The sequence below is a fragment of the Amycolatopsis sp. NPDC088138 genome (assembly GCF_044741685.1).
Taxonomy (GTDB): Bacteria; Actinomycetota; Actinomycetes; order Mycobacteriales; family Pseudonocardiaceae; genus Amycolatopsis.
The window spans coordinates 220,955-238,079 of sequence record NZ_JBIUTB010000005.1 but is presented as its reverse complement, the minus strand read 5'-3'; the positions used below and the strand labels follow the sequence as shown (position 1 = coordinate 238,079).

Sequence of the window (17,125 nt, the reverse complement as noted above, 5' to 3'; positions counted from 1 at the left end):
CTCGCAATTTCCAGCGAGGAGAACCGGTGTCCCTGACCAGCGTGGTCGCCCCCAGCACGTCCCCCTGTGCCGTCGCCGAAAGCGTTGCCGCACTGGTCGGCGAACGCCTTTCCCTGTCCGCGCTCCACCAGTTGTGCGGCACCCTCGGCGGCTATTCCTTCGTCAAGGTCGTGGTCGACCGCGAACAGCGGGAGATTCACTTCCTGAACGACGCGCGCCATTCCTTTCACGCGATCTATATCGGCGAGGAGATCCTCGGCGTCCCCGAAGAACGGGTGCGCGCCGAGATCGACGACTACAACGAACGCTTCTACCACGCACCGGACCGCCGCTTCCTGCTCGGCATCCTCGCCCTGCACACACGCCAGGAGAAGAAGATCCTCTCGCTGGAGACGGTCGAGGTCGACACGATGCCGGCCGCGCTGATCCGCGAGTTCCACGCCTTCGTGGCGGAGTACGTCGACCCGGCGCTGCCGCTGCTGTTCAAGCCGGCGAACCAGCTGCAGGAGCGGCTCGTCCGCGAGATCCCGCCGAGCGAGCTCCCCCGAGTTTTCGCCCACGAACTGTTCTCGACGGCGCCGTTCGTCGCCCTGAACCCCGGCACGGCCACCGGCCGGCTGCGCACGTTCCGCACCGAAGCCGAGTACCGGGCAGCGGCGGCCGGGCTGGCCTGGTCGGACATCATCGTGATGGACCGCGTGCCCGACGACATCCCGCGCCTGTCCGGCATTGTCAACACGAGGCACACGACCCCGCTGTCCCACACCAATGTCTTGGCCACCGGCTGGCAGATCCCGAACGCCGTCCAACTCGGTGCATTGGCCGAGATCGACCGCCGCGGCCTGGACGGCAAGTGGGTCGAGTACACAGTGGACACCCAATCGCTCACGCTGAGGGAGGTCGACGAACCCGCCGAGGCGACCCCACCGTCCTGGTACGCCCAGCGCATCACCCTCGAGGAACCGGAGTCCGACCACAGCCCGATCGCCAACCTGGCGCGGCTGCGCGCGTCCGACCGCTACCGCTACGGCACGAAGGCGGCAAACCTGGGCGAGCTGCACCACGTCCTGGCCCGCGGCTCCCAACGACTGCTCGGCTTCTACCAGGTCCCACGTCCGCCGCGGGAGAACCTGCTGCCGCACCTGGCCCAGCTGCTGGAGGTCCCCTTCTCCCGGACCGACGCAGGCACCGCACCTGGCCTGTCCGACGCGGCCGAGCTGTCCGCCGCAGGTCACCTGCGCGGCGCGGCCAGCGCGGCCGAGCAGTCCGCCATGCCCGGCGCAAGCCACCCGGCCCCGGCTGACCTATCTGGCACTGGTCACCTGCCCAGCGCAAGCCACCCGGCCCCGGCCAACCTGCCCGGCACTGGTCACCTGCCCAACGCAAGCCACCCGGCCCCGGCCAACCTGCCCGGCACTCGTCACCTGCCCAACGCAAGCCACCCGGGCACCGCCGACCTGCCTGGCACTGGTCACCTGCCCGGCGCAGACCACCGGACCAGCACGGCCGACCTGCCCGACCTGCTTGGCACGGGTAACTTGCCCGGCGCGATCGGCCTGCCTGGCGCGGGTCACTTGCCCGGCGCAGGCCACGTGCGCGGCACAGCCAGCGCGGCCGACCTGCGCAGCGCAGCCAGCGCGCCCAACCTGCCCGATCTGCCCGGCGCAAGCCATCTGACCGGCGCGGCCGACCCGGCCGACCCGTCCGATGTGGCTGCCTTGGCCGCCGCCGCTCAGCGCCTGCTCGACGAGCGCGTCCGGGTGCCGCGCGGGATCGCCCTGCCGTTCTCGCTGCAGCGGCGGTTCCTCGAGTCGTCCCCGCGGATCCAGCAGGCGATCGGCAAGCTGAAGATGGCGCTGGAGCTGGACGCGCGCGAGATCGAGCCGCTGTGCGTCGAGCTGCAGAGCCTGATCCGGTCGGCGCGGCTGCCGGGCGCGCTGGCCGGCGAGATCGACTCCGCGCTGGTGTCCCAGCTGGCCGGGGTGCGCACGTTCGTCGTCCGCAGCTCGTCGAACGCCGAGGACCTCGCCGGATTCTCGGCCGCCGGGATCTACGAGTCCATCAACCACGTCACCACCGCCGAGCGGATCTTCGCCAGCGTCAAGGAAGTCTGGGCGTCACTGGTGTCGGTGCGCAGCGTCCGGCTGCGCCACCAGGCCGGCATCTCCCTCGACGAGTGCTACATGGGCGTGGTCATCCAGGAGCAAGTCGCGGCCGACTTCGGCGGCGTGCTGGTGACGACGAACCCGATGAACCGCGCCGACTTCCGCACGGTCTACGTCAACGTCTCACCGAAGGTCACCGACGTCGTCGACGGCTCCGCGCTGCCCATGCAGTACCTGTACTCGACGGTCGAAGGCGGCGGCCGCACGCTGTCCCTGGGCGACGCGGCGTCGGACCTCGACGAGCGCGCCCACGGGCAACTGCAGCGCCTCGCCATTGCTGGCCGCCTGCTGCAGGCGCACTTCTCCCCCGACTACACCTTCGACGCGCCGGTGGACATCGAATGGCTCGCGGACCGCGACCACGTCCACATCGTCCAGCTACGCCCCTATTCGGCCTGATTCCTCCCGGGAGACCTCATCATGCTGGGCTTTCGCCTGCCCGCGAAACCCGCCGTTCAGCGCACCGTGCGGCTGACCTACGGGTTCCAGTTCTTCTTCGGCCTGCTGTTGTGGGTGCCGATCTTCTACCAGTACCAGAAGCTCGTCGGCCTCGACGACGGCCAGATCTTCGGCATCCAGAGCATCTACTACATCGTGTTCTGCCTACTGGAGATCCCGACGGGGATGCTCGCCGACCGGTTCGACTACCGCACGTCGCTCAAGGCCGGCGCGACCGTGCTGGTGGCGGCGAACCTGGTGCCGGTGTTCCTCGGTTCGTACACAGGGTTCCTCATCCACTTCATCCTGATCGCGCTGGCCCGCTCCCTGGTGTCCGGCGCGCAGAGCGCGTACCTGTACGAGTACCTGCACGCCCACGGTGAAGGCGAGCACTACCTCCGGGTGGAAGGCATCGGCCGCGCGTACAGCCTGATCGGCAAGATCGTGTACTGGCCGGTGATCGGCCTGCTGATGGCGTGGAACCTCCCTTCCCCGTACTGGTTGACGGCGATCAACGCGGCCGTCGCCCTCGCGTTCGCGGTGAAGCTCCCGGCGGTTCCGGGCGGCCGTCAGGCGAGGGACAAGACGGCGTCGCTCCTCGCGGGCGTCGGCGGCGCACTGTCGGCGCTGCGTTCGTCACGCTGGCTGCTCTTGCTGATGGTGCAGGGCATCGCGATGTTCACGCTGGTCCGGATCTGCCAGGTGAACCTGTTCCAGCCGATCCTGGAGTTGAAGACGCTCTCGGTGAACTGGTACGGCGCGGTGCTGGCCGCCATGACGGTCTTCGAAGCCCTCGGCGCAGCACGCCCCCACCGGCTGCGCCGCGCCATCGGCCCGGTCGCCTCGGTGTTCACCCTGACCATCGTGATGGCCCTGTGCCTGGGTTTCCTCGTCCCGGCCGGCGCGATCCCGACGGTGCTCCTGCTGTGCGTCTTCGCGGTGGCGACGGGCATTTCGTTCCCGATCCAGAAGCAGCTGTTGAACGACTCCATCCCGGACTCCCGCTACCGCGCGACACTCCTGTCGATGGAGTCCATTGTGGACCGAGCGGTGTGCGCGCTGGTGGCGGTCGCGCTGGGCGCGTACCTCTCGGCCGGCCGGCTCGACGAGTTCCTGGTGCTGTCGGCCGTGGTCACGTGCGTGGTGATGGGCCTGCTCGCGGTGCTGCTGCTGGCGGTCCGCAAGCACCGCTCGGACCGCCGGCCGCCGATCACACGGGAGCCGGTGCCCGCCGGCTCCGCCTGACACGCGAGCCGGTGCTCGCGGCCTGCCGAGCACCGGCACGGCGGCCCCGTCACCGGCGACGGGGCTCCCGGTCGTAGTACAACACCGTCTTCGCCCGCGGGACCTCGCTGTGGCAGGCGATGTCCTGCACCTGGACGTCACCGAGCTCGTCGAGAATGTCGGCGACCCGGCGCGGCAGGGACGCCACGTCAGTCGATGTAGGCGTCGTCCAGGAGGGTGGACTCCGCACCGTACTCGCGGAGTTCCTCCTTGATCACCGTGTACGCCAGTCCCTCCGGATAGCCCTTGCGAGCCAGGAAGCCGAGCAGCCGCCGCAGGGCCGTCTGCTCGTCGACGTTGCCCAGGGACCCCAGCCGCCTGCGGACCAGTTCCCGGGCCATCTGCTCCTCGGACTCGCGGTCGACCTCGCCCGCCGCCTGCGCGGCGATCTCACCGTCGACGCCCTTGCGCCGCAGTTCGGCCAGCAGCGCGGTGCGGGAAAGCCCCTGGGTCTCGTGCCGGGACTTCACCCACAGCTCCGCGAACTCCGCGTCGTTGACCAGCCCCGCCCGGTCCAGCTTGCCGAGCAGGGTCTCGCTGGTCTCCTCGTCGAATCCCTTGCGCCGCAAGGCCTGCCGGAGCTCCTCCTGCGTGCGCGCACGCACGGCCAGGAGGTCGTAACAGATCTCCTTGGCCTTCTTATAGCGCTCCTCCGGAGGCAACTCCGACGGTGGAATCTTCGGCGCCCTCGCCACCTGTGGAACCCCTTCGATCAGAAGTCGACCGGCGCCGGCACAGCTTCGACGGCTTCGACGTCGAGCTGCGGGCCGATGCCGAGCTTCTCCTTGATGCGCTTCTCGATCTCGTTGGCGATGTCCGGGTTCTCGCGCAGGAACTTCCGCGCGTTCTCCTTGCCCTGGCCGAGCTGGTCGCCCTCGTAGGTGTACCAGGCACCAGACTTGCGCACGATCGCCTGGTCGACACCCATGTCGATGAGCGAACCCTCGCGGGAGACGCCGTGGCCGTACAGGATGTCGAATTCGGCCTGCTTGAAGGGCGGGGCCATCTTGTTCTTCACGACCTTGACGCGGGTGCGGTTGCCGACCGCCTCGCCGCCGTCCTTGAGCGTCTCGATGCGGCGCACGTCGAGCCGGATCGAGGCGTAGAACTTCAGCGCCTTACCACCGGTCGTGGTCTCCGGGGAGCCGAACATGACGCCGATCTTCTCGCGCAGCTGGTTGATGAAGATCGCGGTGGTGCCGGAGTTGTTCATGGCACCGGTCATCTTGCGCAGCGCCTGGCTCATCAGGCGGGCCTGGAGACCCACGTGCGAGTCACCCATCTCGCCCTCGATCTCGGCGCGCGGCACGAGCGCGGCCACGGAGTCGATGACCAGGATGTCGAGCGCGCCGGAGCGGATCAGCATGTCCGCGATCTCCAGCGCCTGCTCACCGGTGTCCGGCTGGGACACGAGCAGCGCGTCGGTGTCCACGCCGAGCTTCTTGGCGTACTCCGGGTCCAGCGCGTGCTCCGCGTCGATGAACGCCGCGATGCCGCCGTTCTTCTGCGCGTTCGCCACCGCGTGCAGGGCGACCGTGGTCTTACCGGAGGACTCCGGGCCGTAGACCTCGATGACACGGCCACGGGGCAGCCCGCCGATGCCGAGGGCGACGTCGAGGGCGATCGAGCCGGTCGGGATCACGGCGATGGGCGCGCGGCCCTCTTCGCCGAGGCGCATCACCGAGCCCTTGCCGTACTGCTTGTCGATCTGTGCAAGGGCGAGTTCGAGCGCCTTGTCCTTGTCGGGTGCTGCAGGCATGGAAGTCCACCTCGCTGGTCTGAGCCCGCCGGGGCTCTGTTCGGTTCTTCAGCTGTCCGGTCCGACGCTAGCGGCGGGGTCCGACAATTCCAGGCGCGGCGCCCCATCTGTGGATCGCTGGACCCGATGTGGACAACACCATAGACGAACACCTGTTCGAGGTCGGCAGCGACACACCCCTACGCTAGGATTTTCGCCCGCCCGGGTCGCGCCCGCACGGATCCCCGCAGGTCAGCGCCGTTCCGACGGCACGTCGAAGGCGTCGCAGACCTCTCGCCAGACCTCTTTCGCCGGGATTCCCGCGGTCAGCGCCTGATCGACGGTGCGCCCGCCCAGCGCGCTGAGCACGTGATCCCTGGCCAGGACCTGTGCCCGCCCGGGGCCGAACTCGTCGGCCATCAGCCGCCGGAAAACCGTGATCCGCATCGGACCCATCGTATCCGGGCGGCCGCGGAGGGCGCGAACGGCCCGTTCGCGCCCTCCGGGGTCAGCTCCCGGGCTGGACGCTCGACTCGAAGTAGTCGGCCAGGGTGCCCGGCGTGGTCGCCGCGGCCTGGTCGCTCGAGTTCAGCTGGTAGATGAATCCCGCCAGCGGCCGGTCCGCCACGGTGAACACGAGCACCGCCGACGTCTTGCCCGCGGCGGACGCGTAGTGGCCCGTGAGCCCGTTGCCACCCCAGTCGGCCTCGGTGCGGTCGCCGCCGGCGGAGGTGAGCAGGCCGTCGGTGTACTGCTTCAGCGCCTCGGCGCTGTCGCCCTGGACGTAGGTCACCTGGGTGCCCGCCCGGCCCGGCGCGGAGCAGGTCGAGGACACGCCGAGGCTCGCCGCCGGCGCCGCCGGGCCGTTGCCCATGCCCGGCTTGCAGTCGCCGGTGTCGGCGATCTTCCCGGCGAGCTGACGCAGGCAGCCGGTGAGGCCCTTGTCGTCGGCCTGACCCGGCGTCCTGCACTGGTCCGCGGTGTAGGTCGCCACCGAGGACGACGACGTGAGGAAGAACGTCAGGCCCGCCGCGAGCAGGACGACCACCGCGACGGCGATCCCGATGAGCAGCTTCTTCTTGCCACCGGACCGCGACTCGGCCTTGTCGGCCGCTGGCGAGTACGCCGGGAAGTTCGACGGCGCGGGTGCCTGCACCCGCTGCGGTCCGCTGGGCGGGAAGTTCGACGGCGCGTAACCACCGCCGCCCGGGTACTGCGGAGGCGGCGCGTACTGCGGGCGGTGCGGCGCGGTGCCGGCGGCCACGGCCCCCTCGACGTTCTGCGTCCGCGCGCCGAGCCCGTCGCGGGCGACGTGCTGGGCGCCGAGCGCGACGGCGGTCTCCGGCTGGTCGAGGCTGCCCGGCACGACGCCGAGCTTCTCCGCGATCATCGCGCCGACCAGCGGGAGCCGGCTCGACCCGCCGACGAGGTAGATGCCCGCGAGCCGGTCCGGCGTCAGGCCGGACGAGCGCAGCGTCCGCGACAGCAGCTCGACGCTGCGCAGCATCGCCGGGCGGACCAGGCCTTCCAGCTCCCCGCGCGTGACCAGGACGTCCTTGAACGGCTCCGGCATCGGCACCTCGGTCTGCGGGTGCCGGGAAAGCGCCTCCTTGGCCGCCTTCACGTCTTCCTGCAGCGCGCGCCGGGTGCGGCGGTCGGCGGTCGACTCGGGACGCAGCAGCCGCTGCCAGCGCTGCGGGTCGGAGTGCGAGACCTCGCGTCCGACGTGCACCATCAGTGCCTGGTCGACGTCGAGGCCGCCGAGGTCGGGCAGGCCGTCCTCGGCGAGCACGGTGAAGCCGGTCTGCGTGGCGCCGACGACGGCGACGTCGAAGGTGCCCGCACCGAGGTCGTAGACGGCCAGCGCCTGCCCGGGCGCGAGCGCCTTGCCGGGGAACGACGCGAAGTGCGCCGCCGCGGCGACCGGTTCCGGCACCAGCAGGACGTTCCCGCCGATCCCGGCGAGCCGGGCGGCGGTCATCAGCACGGTGCGGCGGGTCGGCCCCCACTGCGCGGGGTGGGTCAGCCGGACCTCGTCGGGCTGCTCGCCACCGAGCTGGCGGGAGGTCTCCTCGAGCACGCGGCGCAGGATCGCGGCGAGCGCCTCGTTCACGGGGACGACGTCGGTGCCCAGCAACAGGGTCTGCTCGTCGATGCGGCGCTTGGGGTTCGGCTCGAAGCGGGTCGGGTCGAGGCGGGCCCGGCGTTCGGCGTCGCGGCCGACCATGATCGTGCCCTCTTCGGTGGCGAACACGGCGGAGGGCATGTTGGCCGAGCCGTCCACTTCGACGACCCTCGGCGGCATGCCGTGCGCCGACAGCACGGCGACGGTGTTGGACGTCCCGAGGTCCACCGACAGGATCCGCACAGCACTCCGCCTTTCGCGCGAAACACGCCTTGGCGGCGTTCGCCGTGATGCTGCCACGTGCGCGGTCACCGTGCGTGCGGACCCGGGAAACTCACCGCCCGGCCTTCCAGTTGCGTGATTCGATCAGGCGAGTTGCGCGATCCGCGCAACATGACGTAGCCTCTTCTCATGACACGCGGCGCGAGTCGCACCCGTTCGACGGACGACCCCGTATCGCAGTGCCGACCAGAAGGAAGACCCCCGTGAGCGACCTCCCGATCCTCGCCGTCACCCTCGGCGACCCCGTGGGCGTCGGCCCGGAGATCACCCTGAAGACCCTCGCCGAGCCCGAGTCCCTGCAGATGGCGCGCGGGGTCGCGGTCGGTGACGCGATCGTGCTGGAACGCCTGGTCCGGCATCTGGGCCTGCACCTGGAGGTCAACCCGATCGCCACGGTCGCCGACGCGCGCTTCACCACCGGCGTGATCGACATCCTCAACCTCGGCGTGGTCCGCGAGGACCTGCCGTGGGGCGAGGTGAATCCGACCGCGGGCGCCGCGGCCGTCGGGGCGATCGAGGTGGCCACCCGGCTCGCGCTGGCCGGCGAGGTCGACGCGGTCGTGACCTCACCGATCAGCAAGGAGGCGATCTGGGCGGCGGGTGGCTCGCAGCACCTCGGGCAGACCGAGCTGCTCGGCGAGCTGACCGGCTCGACCCGGTACAACACGATGTTCTGGGTGTCCGGGCTGAAGATCTTCTTCGCCACCCGGCACCTTTCGCTGCGCGAGGCCATCGACCGGGTCACCCGGGAGAACATCGAGTACGCGATCCGCGAGGCGTACACCGCGCTGGAGGTGTTCGGCACGGAGAAGCCGAGACTCGCCGTGGCGGCACTGAACCCGCACGGCGGCGAGGGCGGCAGGTTCGGTGACGAGGAGATCGTCGTGATCGCGCCCGCGGTGGCCGCGGCGCGGGCCGCGGGCCTCGACGTGGTCGGTCCCCTCCCCGCGGATTCCGTGTTCCACCAAGGGATCCAGGGCCAGTTCGACGGTGTGCTCGCGCTGTACCACGACCAGGGGCACATCGCGTCGAAGACCTACGACTTCGAAGGCACGGTGTCGGTCACCGTCGGGCTGCCGATCCTGCGCACGTCGGTCGACCACGGCACGGAGTTCGACATCGCGGGCACCGGCCGGGCGTCGCACGGCACGATGGTCGCGGCGTTCAAGGCCGCGGCGGCCCTGGCGCCGTACGCGCGGAAGCTGCCCTCGATCTACCCGCCGGGCCGATGACGTCCCAGCCCCGGCCGGGGACCCGTGACCGGCGCGCGATGCTGCTGGAGGCCGTCCGCGACGGCTCGGGTGGCATCACGCAGCTGGCCGAGGAGTTCGGCGTCTCCGAGTCGACGATCCGCCGCGACCTCGCCTCGCTCGCCGGGGCCGGGCACGTGGTGCGCACCTACGGCGGCGCGCTCGACCCCGGGCCCGAACGCGGTCCCCGGGAGAAGGACCAGGAGCACGCGGCGGCGAAGGACGCCATCGCCCGCGAAGCCGCCGCCTTGGTGCAGGACGGCGAAGTCGTGCTGCTAGACGCCGGGACGACCGCTGGGCGGCTGGCCCGCCACCTCGCCCACCGCGAGGGCCTGACCGTGGTCACCAACGGCGTCACCGCGATCCGCGAGCTGGCCGGCTTCCCGGGGATCGACCTGATCGTGCTCGGCGGGCGGCTGCGGCACCCCGGCGAGGCGATCCTCGGCGAGAGCGTCCTCGCGCAGCTGCGGCACGTCTCACCCGACCGGGTGTTCCTCGGTGCGGACGGCCTGGTGTCCGGGCGGGGCCTGTGCTGCCCGTCACTCGAGCAGTCGGTGGTCAAGCACGCGATGCTGCACGCGGGCGCGGAGGCGTACGTGCTGGCCGACCGCTCCAAGCTGGGCCAGGCGCCCTTCCCCTACTGGGCGCCGCTGGACCGGGAGTTCCGCCTGGTCACCGACGAACCGGCGGTCGACGTCACGTATCCGCAGTTCGCCCAGAGCGTGATCCTGGCAGGATCCCCCGAAACTGTCGGTGGTGCCGCGCATCATGGATGACGTGGCAGCTGACGTGCTCGACCTCTTCTCCCCCGCGACCCGGGCCTGGTTCACCGGGGCCTTCGCCGCGCCGACCGCGGCGCAGGAGGGGGCCTGGCGGGCCGCGCACGCGGGCGAGCACGCCCTCGTCGTCGCGCCGACCGGGTCCGGCAAGACCCTGTCCGCGTTCCTCTGGGCACTGGACCGGCTCTCGGTGGAGCCGCCGCCCGCCGAGGCCACGAAACGCTGCCGGATCCTCTACGTCTCGCCGCTGAAGGCCCTGGCGGTCGACGTCCAGCGGAACCTGCGGGCCCCGCTGGCCGGGATCTCGCAGGCGACCCGGCGGCTCGGGCTGCCGGTACCGGAGATCACGGTCGGCATGCGCACCGGCGACACGACCGCGGCCGAGCGCCGCTCGTTCGGCAAGACCCCGCCGGACGTGCTGGTGACCACACCCGAGTCGCTGTTCCTGATCCTCACCTCCTCGGCGCGGGAATCGCTGAAGGGCGTCGAGACGGTGATCGTCGACGAGGTGCACGCGGTCGCCGGCGGCAAGCGCGGCGCGCACCTCGCGCTGTCGCTGGAGCGGCTGGACTCGCTGCTGCCGAAGCCCGCCCAGCGGATCGGCCTGTCGGCGACGGTCCGACCGATCGACGAGGTGGGCGCGTTCCTGGCCGGCGGCCGTCCGGTGCGGGTCGTGCAGCCGAAGCTGGCGAAGACCATCGAGGTGCGGGTCGAGGTCCCGGTGGAGGACATGGGCAACCTCGACGCGCCCCGCGGCCCGGCGCCGAGCCCGCTCGACGCCCTGGAGTCGCTGACCACCGCGTTCCCGCCGGGCGACATCGCGCCGGGCGGGCTGGGCACGCTGGAGGAGATGGCCGGCAACCCGGTGCAGCGGCCGTCGATCTGGCCCGCGGTCGAGGAGCGGGTGCTGAGCCTGATCCAGTCGCACCGCTCGACGATCGTCTTCGGCAACTCGCGCCGGCTCACCGAGCGCCTCACCGCCCGGCTCAACGAACTGGCCGCCGAGCAGACCGAGCTGACGCCGGGCGACACGTTCCCCGCCGAGGCGGTCGGGCAATCGGGCGTGAGCACCGGCGCGCCGCCGGTGATCGCGCGGGCGCACCACGGGTCGATGTCGCGGGAGCAGCGCACGCACGTCGAAGAGGAACTCAAGTCCGGGCGGCTGCCCTGCGTGGTGGCGACGTCGTCGCTGGAGCTGGGCATCGACATGGGCGCGGTCGACCTGGTGGTGCAGATCGAGGCGCCGCCGACGGTGGCGTCCGGGTTGCAGCGTGTCGGCCGCGCCGGGCACCAGGTCGGCGCGGTGTCCTCCGGGGTGATGTTCCCGAAGTTCCGCGGGGACCTCGTTTCCTGCGCGGTCGTCGCGGAACGGATGGCGACCGGGGCGATCGAAGCGGTCCGCTATCCGCGCAACCCGCTGGACGTCCTGGCGCAGCACGTCGTGGCCATGGTGGCGCTCGAGCCGTGGACGGTCACGGACCTGGCGTCGCTGGTGCGGCGCGCGGCGCCGTTCGCCGCGCTGCCGGACGACGCGCTGCACGCGGTGCTCGACATGCTGGCCGGCCGTTATCCGAGTGAGGAGTTCGGCGAGCTGCGGGCGCGAATCACCTGGGACCGCGTCAGCGGCGAGCTGCGCGGGCGGCCGGGCTCGCAGCGGCTGGCCGTCACGTCGGGCGGCACCATCCCGGACCGCGGCCTGTTCACCGTGATGACCCCGGGCGGGGACGACAAGCCCGGCTCGCGGGTCGGCGAGTTCGACGAAGAGATGGTGTACGAGTCGCGCGTCGGCGACACCATCCTGCTGGGCACGTCGTCGTGGCGGATCACCGACATCACGCACGACCGCGTCATCGTGGTGCCCGCGCCGGGCGAACCGGCGCGGATGCCGTTCTGGAAGGGTGACGCGCCGGGCCGTCCGCTGGAACTCGGCCGGGCGCTGGGGAAGTTCGTCCGCGAACTGTCCACATCGGACGACGTGAAGGCGCGAGAGCGGGCCGTCGCGGCGGGGCTGGACGAGCGGGCGTGCGACAACCTGCTCGCCTACCTGGCCGAGCAGAAGGCCGCGACCCGGCACGTCCCGAACGACCGGACGATCCTGTTGGAGCGCTACCGCGACGAGCTGGGCGACTGGCGGATCGTCGTGCACTCGCCGTTCGGCGCCCAGGTGAACGCGCCGTGGGCGCTGGCGATCGCCGCCCGGCTGCGGGAAAACCGCGGGGTCGACGCGCAGGTGGCCCACTCCGACGACGGCATCGTGCTGCGCCTCCCGGACGCACTCGACGCCGAAGGCGCCGACGTCACCATCGGCGCCGACGACATCCTGCTCGACCCCGAGGAGGTCGAGCAGCTCATCGTCGCCGAGGTCGGCGGCTCAGCCGTGTTCGCGGCGCGGTTCCGGGAATGCGCGGCGCGGTCGCTGCTGCTGCCGCGCCGGGACCCGCGGCGCCGGACACCGTTGTGGCAGCAGCGGCAACGGGCGTCGCAGCTGCTGTCGGTCGCGGCGAAGTACGAGCGTTTCCCGGTAGTGCTGGAAGCGATGCGCGAGGTGCTGCAGGACGTCTACGACGTGGGCGGGCTGCGCGAGCTGATGGCCGACGTCCGGGGCCGGAAGGTCCGGCTGGTCGAGGTCGAGACACCGGCCGCGTCGCCGTTCGCGCGCAGCCTGCTCTTCGGCTACATCGGCATGTTCCTCTACGAGACCGACGCCCCGCTGGCCGAGCGGCGCGCGGCGGCGTTGTCGCTGGATTCGGGACTGCTGGCCGAGCTCCTGGGCACCGAGGCGATCCGGGAGCTGCTGGACCCCGAGGCCGTGGCCGAGGTCGAGCGCTCGTTGCAGCGCCTCGAACCCGACCGGCACGCGCGCTCGGCCGAAGACGCCGCGGACCTGCTGCGGTTCCTCGGCGACATGACGGTCGAGGAAGCCGGGACGCGGGGCATCCAGCCGGAGTGGCTGACCGAACTGGAGGCGGCGCGGCGCGCGATCCGGGTGCGGATCGGTGGTGAGGAACGGTTCCTGGCGATCGAAGACGCGGGCCGGGTGCGGGACGCGCTGGGCACCGCACTGCCGGTCGGGGTGCCCGAGGCGTTCACCGAACCGGTCGCGGACCCGCTCGGCGACCTGCTGGCACGCTATTCCCGGAGCCGGGGCCCGTTCGCCGCGGCGAACGCGGCCGCGCGGTTCGGGCTCGGCACGGCCGTCGTCACCGGCGTCCTCGACCGGATGACCGGGGCGGGCCGCCTGGTCCGGGGCGAGCTCAGCCCGGTCGGGCATCCCGACACGCACGGTGTCGGCATCGAATACTGCGACTCGGCGGTGCTGCGGCGGCTGCGGCGAGCGTCATTGGCGAAACTGCGCGCCGAGGTGGAGCCGGTCGAACCGGCGGCGCTGGGCCGGTTCCTGCCGTCGTGGCACGGGTTCGGCGGCCGCGTCCGGGCGGCGCCGACGGCGGACGACGTGCTGTCGGTCGTCGAGCAGCTCGCCGGGGCGCCGTTGCCGGCGAGCGCCGTGGAGTCGCTGATCCTGCCCGGACGGCTGCCGGGCTACTCCCCCGCTCTGCTGGACGAGCTGACGACCGCGGGCGAAGTCACCTGGGCGGGCTGCGGCGCGCTGTCGGGCGGCGACGGCTGGATCGCCCTCGCGCCTGCGGACGTCGCCGACCTGCTGCTGCCGGAGGTGGTCGAGGACATCCCGACCGGCCCGCTGCACGACGCCATCGTGTCCACTTTGGAGGGTGGCGCGCTGTTCTTCCGGCAGCTGGTGGACCGGGCGACCGTGCTGGTGGAGAAGGCGCCCGCCGACGCCGAAGTCATAGCCGCGTTGTGGGATCTGGTGTGGGCCGGCCTGGTCACGGGCGACACCCTGGGGCCCCTGCGCGCCCAGGTCGCCGGGCACGGGGTGCACAAACCCCGCCGCCAGGCCCCGCGCGGCCGGTACGCGCGGTTGCGGGCGGGGCGGCCGCAGATGCCGTCGCGCTCCGGCCCGCCGACGGTCGCCGGCCGGTGGGCGCTGACCCCCACCCGCGAAACCGACGCGACCCGGCGCGCCCACGCTCGCACCGAAGCGTTCCTGGAGCGCCACGGCGTCCTGACCCGCGGCGCACTCGACACCGAACGCGTCACGGGCGGCTTTTCCGGGATCTACAAGGTGCTGCGCGGCATGGAGGACACCGGCCAGGTGATCCGCGGCTACGTCGTGGAGGGTCTCGGCGCGGCCCAGTTCGCGGCGAAGGGCGCGGTCGACCAGCTGCGCGCGCTGTCGGGCCCGGGCCGTCCCGCCCCAGGCCGCGCGGTGGTCCTGGCGGCGGCGGACCCGGCCCAGCCCTACGGCGCCGCCCTCCCCTGGCCGGCGGCGACCGGCAACACGAAACACCGCCCGGCACGCAAAGCGGGTGCGCTGGCGGTGCTGGTCGACGGAGTCCCGGCCCTGTACGTCGAGCGAGGAGGCCGTTCGCTGCTGAGCTTCACGGAGGAACGGAAACCGCTGTCGGACGCCGCCCAGGCGTTGTCGGCGGCGGTCCGGGAAGGCTGGCTGGGCCAGCTGTCGGTCCAGCGCGCGGACGGCGAGCAAGCCCTGACCTCCGAACTCGCGCAAGTACTGACGGAGGCGGGCTTCCGGGCGACCCCATCGGGCCTCCGCCTCCGCGCCTGACCCCCGGACTCGGCGCGGCCCGACCAATCAACCACGACCCGACGACAGGAGCGATACCCCGCCAGCCAGGAGTGATGCCGACCAGATCACGCGTGATGCCCGTCTGGACGCGCCCGATGCCCTCCGGATCACGCGCGATGCTCCGCCAAGCACACGCGATGCCCGCCGGATCACGGGCGATGCCCCGCCAAGCACACGCGATACCCGCCAGATCACACCCGAAGCCCGCCAAGCACACGCGCGATGCCCGCCGGATCACGTGATGCCCGTCTGGACGCGCCCGATGCCCTCTGGCTCACGAGTGTTGCCCCGCCAAACGCACGCAATGCCCTTCCGAACACGCGCGAAGCCCGCCCGATCACGAGTGATGCCCCGCCGAACGCACGCGATACCCGCCAGATCACACCCGAAGCCCTCCAAACACACGCAAAGCATGCCCTGTCGCACGCGATGCCCCACCAAGCCGCACGATGCCTCACCAAGCCGCGCGACACCCGCTGATTGCCTGCGATGTCCCTCCAACACGCGCGAGGCACGCCCGGTCACCAGCGATGCCGCGCCGGCTCGGACCGCGATCGCCGCGTCGTCCTATTCGCGCGGGTGCGGGGTGCGCGGGTGCCGATGAGCGAGTGCCGACGGTCGCGGGGTTCCGGGTTCGGGGTGATTCCCCGGCGGGGTGAATCCTCGCTGGCCTAAGCTGCCAGTCCGACACGCACGAAGGATGTTCTGCTCATGGCCATGCGCGAACTGCGCTATTTCGGGGACCCGATCCTCAAGTCCGTCTGCGATCCGGTCACGGTTTTCGACGCGAAGCTCGAGGCGCTCGTGCGGGACCTGGTCGACTCCGTGAAACCGGCCGGGCGGGCCGGGCTGGCCGCGCCGCAGATCGGCGTCGGGCTGCGGATCTTCAGCTACGACGTCGCCGGGCTCACCGGGTACGTCGTCAACCCCGAGATCGTCGAGCTGTCCGAAGAGACGCACGAGATCGACGAGGGCTGCCTGTCCGTGCCGGAACTGTGGTTCCCCACCAGGCGGGCGAAACACGCCAAGGTTCGCGGGGTCGACGCGCACAACGAACCGATCGAGGTCGAAGGCGAGGACGTGCTGGCGCAGTGCCTGCAGCACGAAACCGACCACCTCGACGGCGTTCTCTACCTCGACCGGCTCACCGCCGAGCGCAAGAAGGCCGCTCTGCGCGAGGCGCGGGACAAGGACTGGTTCTGGAAGCGCTGATCACTCTCGAACAGCTCAGCCAGGCAGGAACAGCCTGAGCTTGGCCCCGTCCTCCGAGCCGCGCTCGGTGCGCAGGCCCGCTCGGGCGGCTGTGCGGGGCATGACGTCGTCGCCCGCGAGACAGTCCGCGGTCAGCTCCGTGATGCCCTGGGCTTCGGCGAGGACCGCGAGCCGGGCCAGCAGGGCCGTGCCGATGCCCTGGCGCTGCCAGTCGTCCTCGACCAGCAGGGAGATCTCGGCGCCGCCCGCCGCGGTCGGGATGAGCTGGGCCAGGCCGATCACCTCCCGGCCGAAGACGGCCAGCACGCTCGTGCCGCGCGGTGGCATCAGCAGGCGGTGCAGCCAGCGGCGCGGCACCGTCCGCACTCCGGTGTGGTAGCGCCGGAACAGCGTCGCCATCGAGCAGCGGCGGTGCAGTTCGGACACCGCGTCGGCGTCGCCGGGGACGCCCTTGCGCAGGACGATCGCCGCGCCGTCCGGGCGGTCGAGGACCACCGGGCCCGCGACGTTCCGGGCCGCCGCGGTGAGCAGCATGACGAGCGACTCGGCGCGGGTCAGCTCCAGCTGCACGAACGGCGCCCACTGGCGGCGTGCCACCAGCGCGGTGTCGGCGCCCAGCTCGAACACCGCGCGGTGCCCGCTCTCGGTGCGGGCCGGGTTGGCTTCCGTGACGGGGACGAGGGTGACCACGTCGGCCGCCAGGATCTCCTTCAGGACCTCGGCGAGGCGAGCGGGGTCGTCGACCGCGCGGCGGGCCGCGGCCAGCGTCGAGGAGGCCGAGTCGACCAGCTCGTGGACGTCGGCGTCGATGATCGCGGTGCATTCGCAGCCCTCCTCGCGGATGGCGTCGACCAGGAGCCGCCGGGGCAGGCCGGTCGCGGGGCGCAGCACGATCTCGTCGAGCACGCCGCCCGGGACCGGCAGCACGGTCAGGCCGAGGATGTTGCACTCGAGGTCGGCGAGCCGGATGGCGATGCGGGCCAGGGTGCCCGGGTGGTCGTGCATCCGGACCCGCACCCGCCACGCGGACGGCGTGGCCGGCTCCTCGACGGCGGCCGGCTGACCGTGCTGGGGCAACGCTCGAGAGGTCTCCATGGCCACCACGGTCCTCCGCGGTTGTTGCCTCACCGGGACGCGAGTGTTTCGCGCAGGTCAGCGTTCGACGCGACCCGGCAACTCGGGC

Annotated in this window: 12 protein-coding genes; 6 read left to right on the top strand and 6 right to left on the bottom strand. The window is 71.8% G+C overall.

The genetic code is table 11. The features are described 5' to 3' along the window. Positions 1-26: 26 nt before the first annotated feature. Entirely contained in the window at positions 27-2,564 is a 2,538-nt protein-coding gene (locus ACIOD2_RS27605; protein ID WP_400543930.1) for a PEP/pyruvate-binding domain-containing protein, read from the top strand. A gap of 21 nt (positions 2,565-2,585) precedes the next feature. After that, positions 2,586-3,848, top strand: coding sequence for an MFS transporter (locus ACIOD2_RS27600; protein WP_400543927.1), 1,263 nt, complete (start codon positions 2,586-2,588; stop codon positions 3,846-3,848). Between the two features lie 49 nt (positions 3,849-3,897). Here the strand turns inward: ACIOD2_RS27600 and ACIOD2_RS27595 are convergent, their stop codons facing one another. The 5 genes from ACIOD2_RS27595 to ACIOD2_RS27575 all read right to left on the bottom strand — a co-directional run bounded on the left by ACIOD2_RS27595 (position 3,898) and on the right by ACIOD2_RS27575 (position 7,993). Continuing rightward, positions 3,898-4,035 (bottom strand): hypothetical protein, encoded by a 138-nt coding sequence (locus ACIOD2_RS27595; RefSeq protein ID WP_400543924.1) that lies wholly within the window; start codon positions 4,033-4,035, stop codon positions 3,898-3,900. A gap of 1 nt (position 4,036) precedes the next feature. Beyond that, positions 4,037-4,564 (bottom strand): regulatory protein RecX, encoded by a 528-nt coding sequence (locus ACIOD2_RS27590; protein ID WP_400546121.1) that lies wholly within the window; start codon positions 4,562-4,564, stop codon positions 4,037-4,039. Positions 4,565-4,599: 35 nt separating this feature from the next. Next, positions 4,600-5,646 (bottom strand): recombinase RecA, encoded by a 1,047-nt coding sequence (recA, locus tag ACIOD2_RS27585; protein WP_400543921.1) that lies wholly within the window; start codon positions 5,644-5,646, stop codon positions 4,600-4,602. A gap of 231 nt (positions 5,647-5,877) precedes the next feature. Further along, the gene (locus tag ACIOD2_RS27580; protein ID WP_400543918.1) at positions 5,878-6,072 is read right to left on the bottom strand and encodes a DUF3046 domain-containing protein; all 195 of its coding nucleotides are present in this window, start codon (positions 6,070-6,072) and stop codon (positions 5,878-5,880) included. Between the two features lie 61 nt (positions 6,073-6,133). Then, positions 6,134-7,993, bottom strand: coding sequence for an Hsp70 family protein (locus ACIOD2_RS27575; RefSeq protein WP_400543915.1), 1,860 nt, complete (start codon positions 7,991-7,993; stop codon positions 6,134-6,136). Between the two features lie 242 nt (positions 7,994-8,235). On the opposite strand from ACIOD2_RS27575, the gene pdxA reads away from it, so the two are divergent. The 4 genes from pdxA (at position 8,236) to def (ending at position 15,942) form a co-directional block, all read left to right on the top strand. Further along, positions 8,236-9,264 carry a 4-hydroxythreonine-4-phosphate dehydrogenase PdxA gene (gene pdxA / locus ACIOD2_RS27570; RefSeq protein WP_400543912.1) on the top strand — a complete coding sequence of 343 codons (1,029 nt, stop codon included), beginning with the start codon at positions 8,236-8,238 and terminating at the stop codon, positions 9,262-9,264. Next, positions 9,261-10,058, top strand: coding sequence for a DeoR/GlpR family DNA-binding transcription regulator (locus tag ACIOD2_RS27565; protein ID WP_400543909.1), 798 nt, complete (start codon positions 9,261-9,263; stop codon positions 10,056-10,058). Before pdxA ends, ACIOD2_RS27565 begins: the two co-directional genes overlap by 4 nt. Then, positions 10,051-14,709, top strand: coding sequence for a DEAD/DEAH box helicase (locus ACIOD2_RS27560; RefSeq protein WP_400543906.1), 4,659 nt, complete (start codon positions 10,051-10,053; stop codon positions 14,707-14,709). The genes ACIOD2_RS27565 and ACIOD2_RS27560 overlap by 8 nt, the downstream gene beginning before the upstream one ends. A 732-nt stretch (positions 14,710-15,441) precedes the next feature. Next, a complete protein-coding gene (gene def / locus ACIOD2_RS27555; protein WP_400543903.1) occupies positions 15,442-15,942 on the top strand; it encodes a peptide deformylase in 501 nt (166 codons plus the stop codon). A gap of 15 nt (positions 15,943-15,957) precedes the next feature. On the opposite strand, the gene ACIOD2_RS27550 is transcribed toward def, so the two are convergent. Beyond that, on the bottom strand, positions 15,958-17,019 hold the full coding sequence (locus ACIOD2_RS27550) for a GNAT family N-acetyltransferase (protein WP_400546118.1): 1,062 nt from the start codon (positions 17,017-17,019) through the stop codon (positions 15,958-15,960). Positions 17,020-17,125 lie beyond the last annotated feature (106 nt).

Bases quoted from the DNA above. Each gene is read 5' to 3' on its own strand.
- def (WP_400543903.1), top strand. From the start codon at position 15,442: ATGGCCATGCGCGAACTGCGCTATTTCGGGGACCCGATCCTCAAGTCC.
- ACIOD2_RS27600 (WP_400543927.1), top strand. From the start codon at position 2,586: ATGCTGGGCTTTCGCCTGCCCGCGAAACCCGCCGTTCAGCGCACCGTG.
- recA (WP_400543921.1), bottom strand. From the start codon at position 5,646: ATGCCTGCAGCACCCGACAAGGACAAGGCGCTCGAACTCGCCCTTGCA.
- ACIOD2_RS27560 (WP_400543906.1), top strand. From the start codon at position 10,051: ATGGATGACGTGGCAGCTGACGTGCTCGACCTCTTCTCCCCCGCGACC.
- ACIOD2_RS27565 (WP_400543909.1), top strand. From the start codon at position 9,261: ATGACGTCCCAGCCCCGGCCGGGGACCCGTGACCGGCGCGCGATGCTG.
- ACIOD2_RS27580 (WP_400543918.1), bottom strand. From the start codon at position 6,072: ATGCGGATCACGGTTTTCCGGCGGCTGATGGCCGACGAGTTCGGCCCC.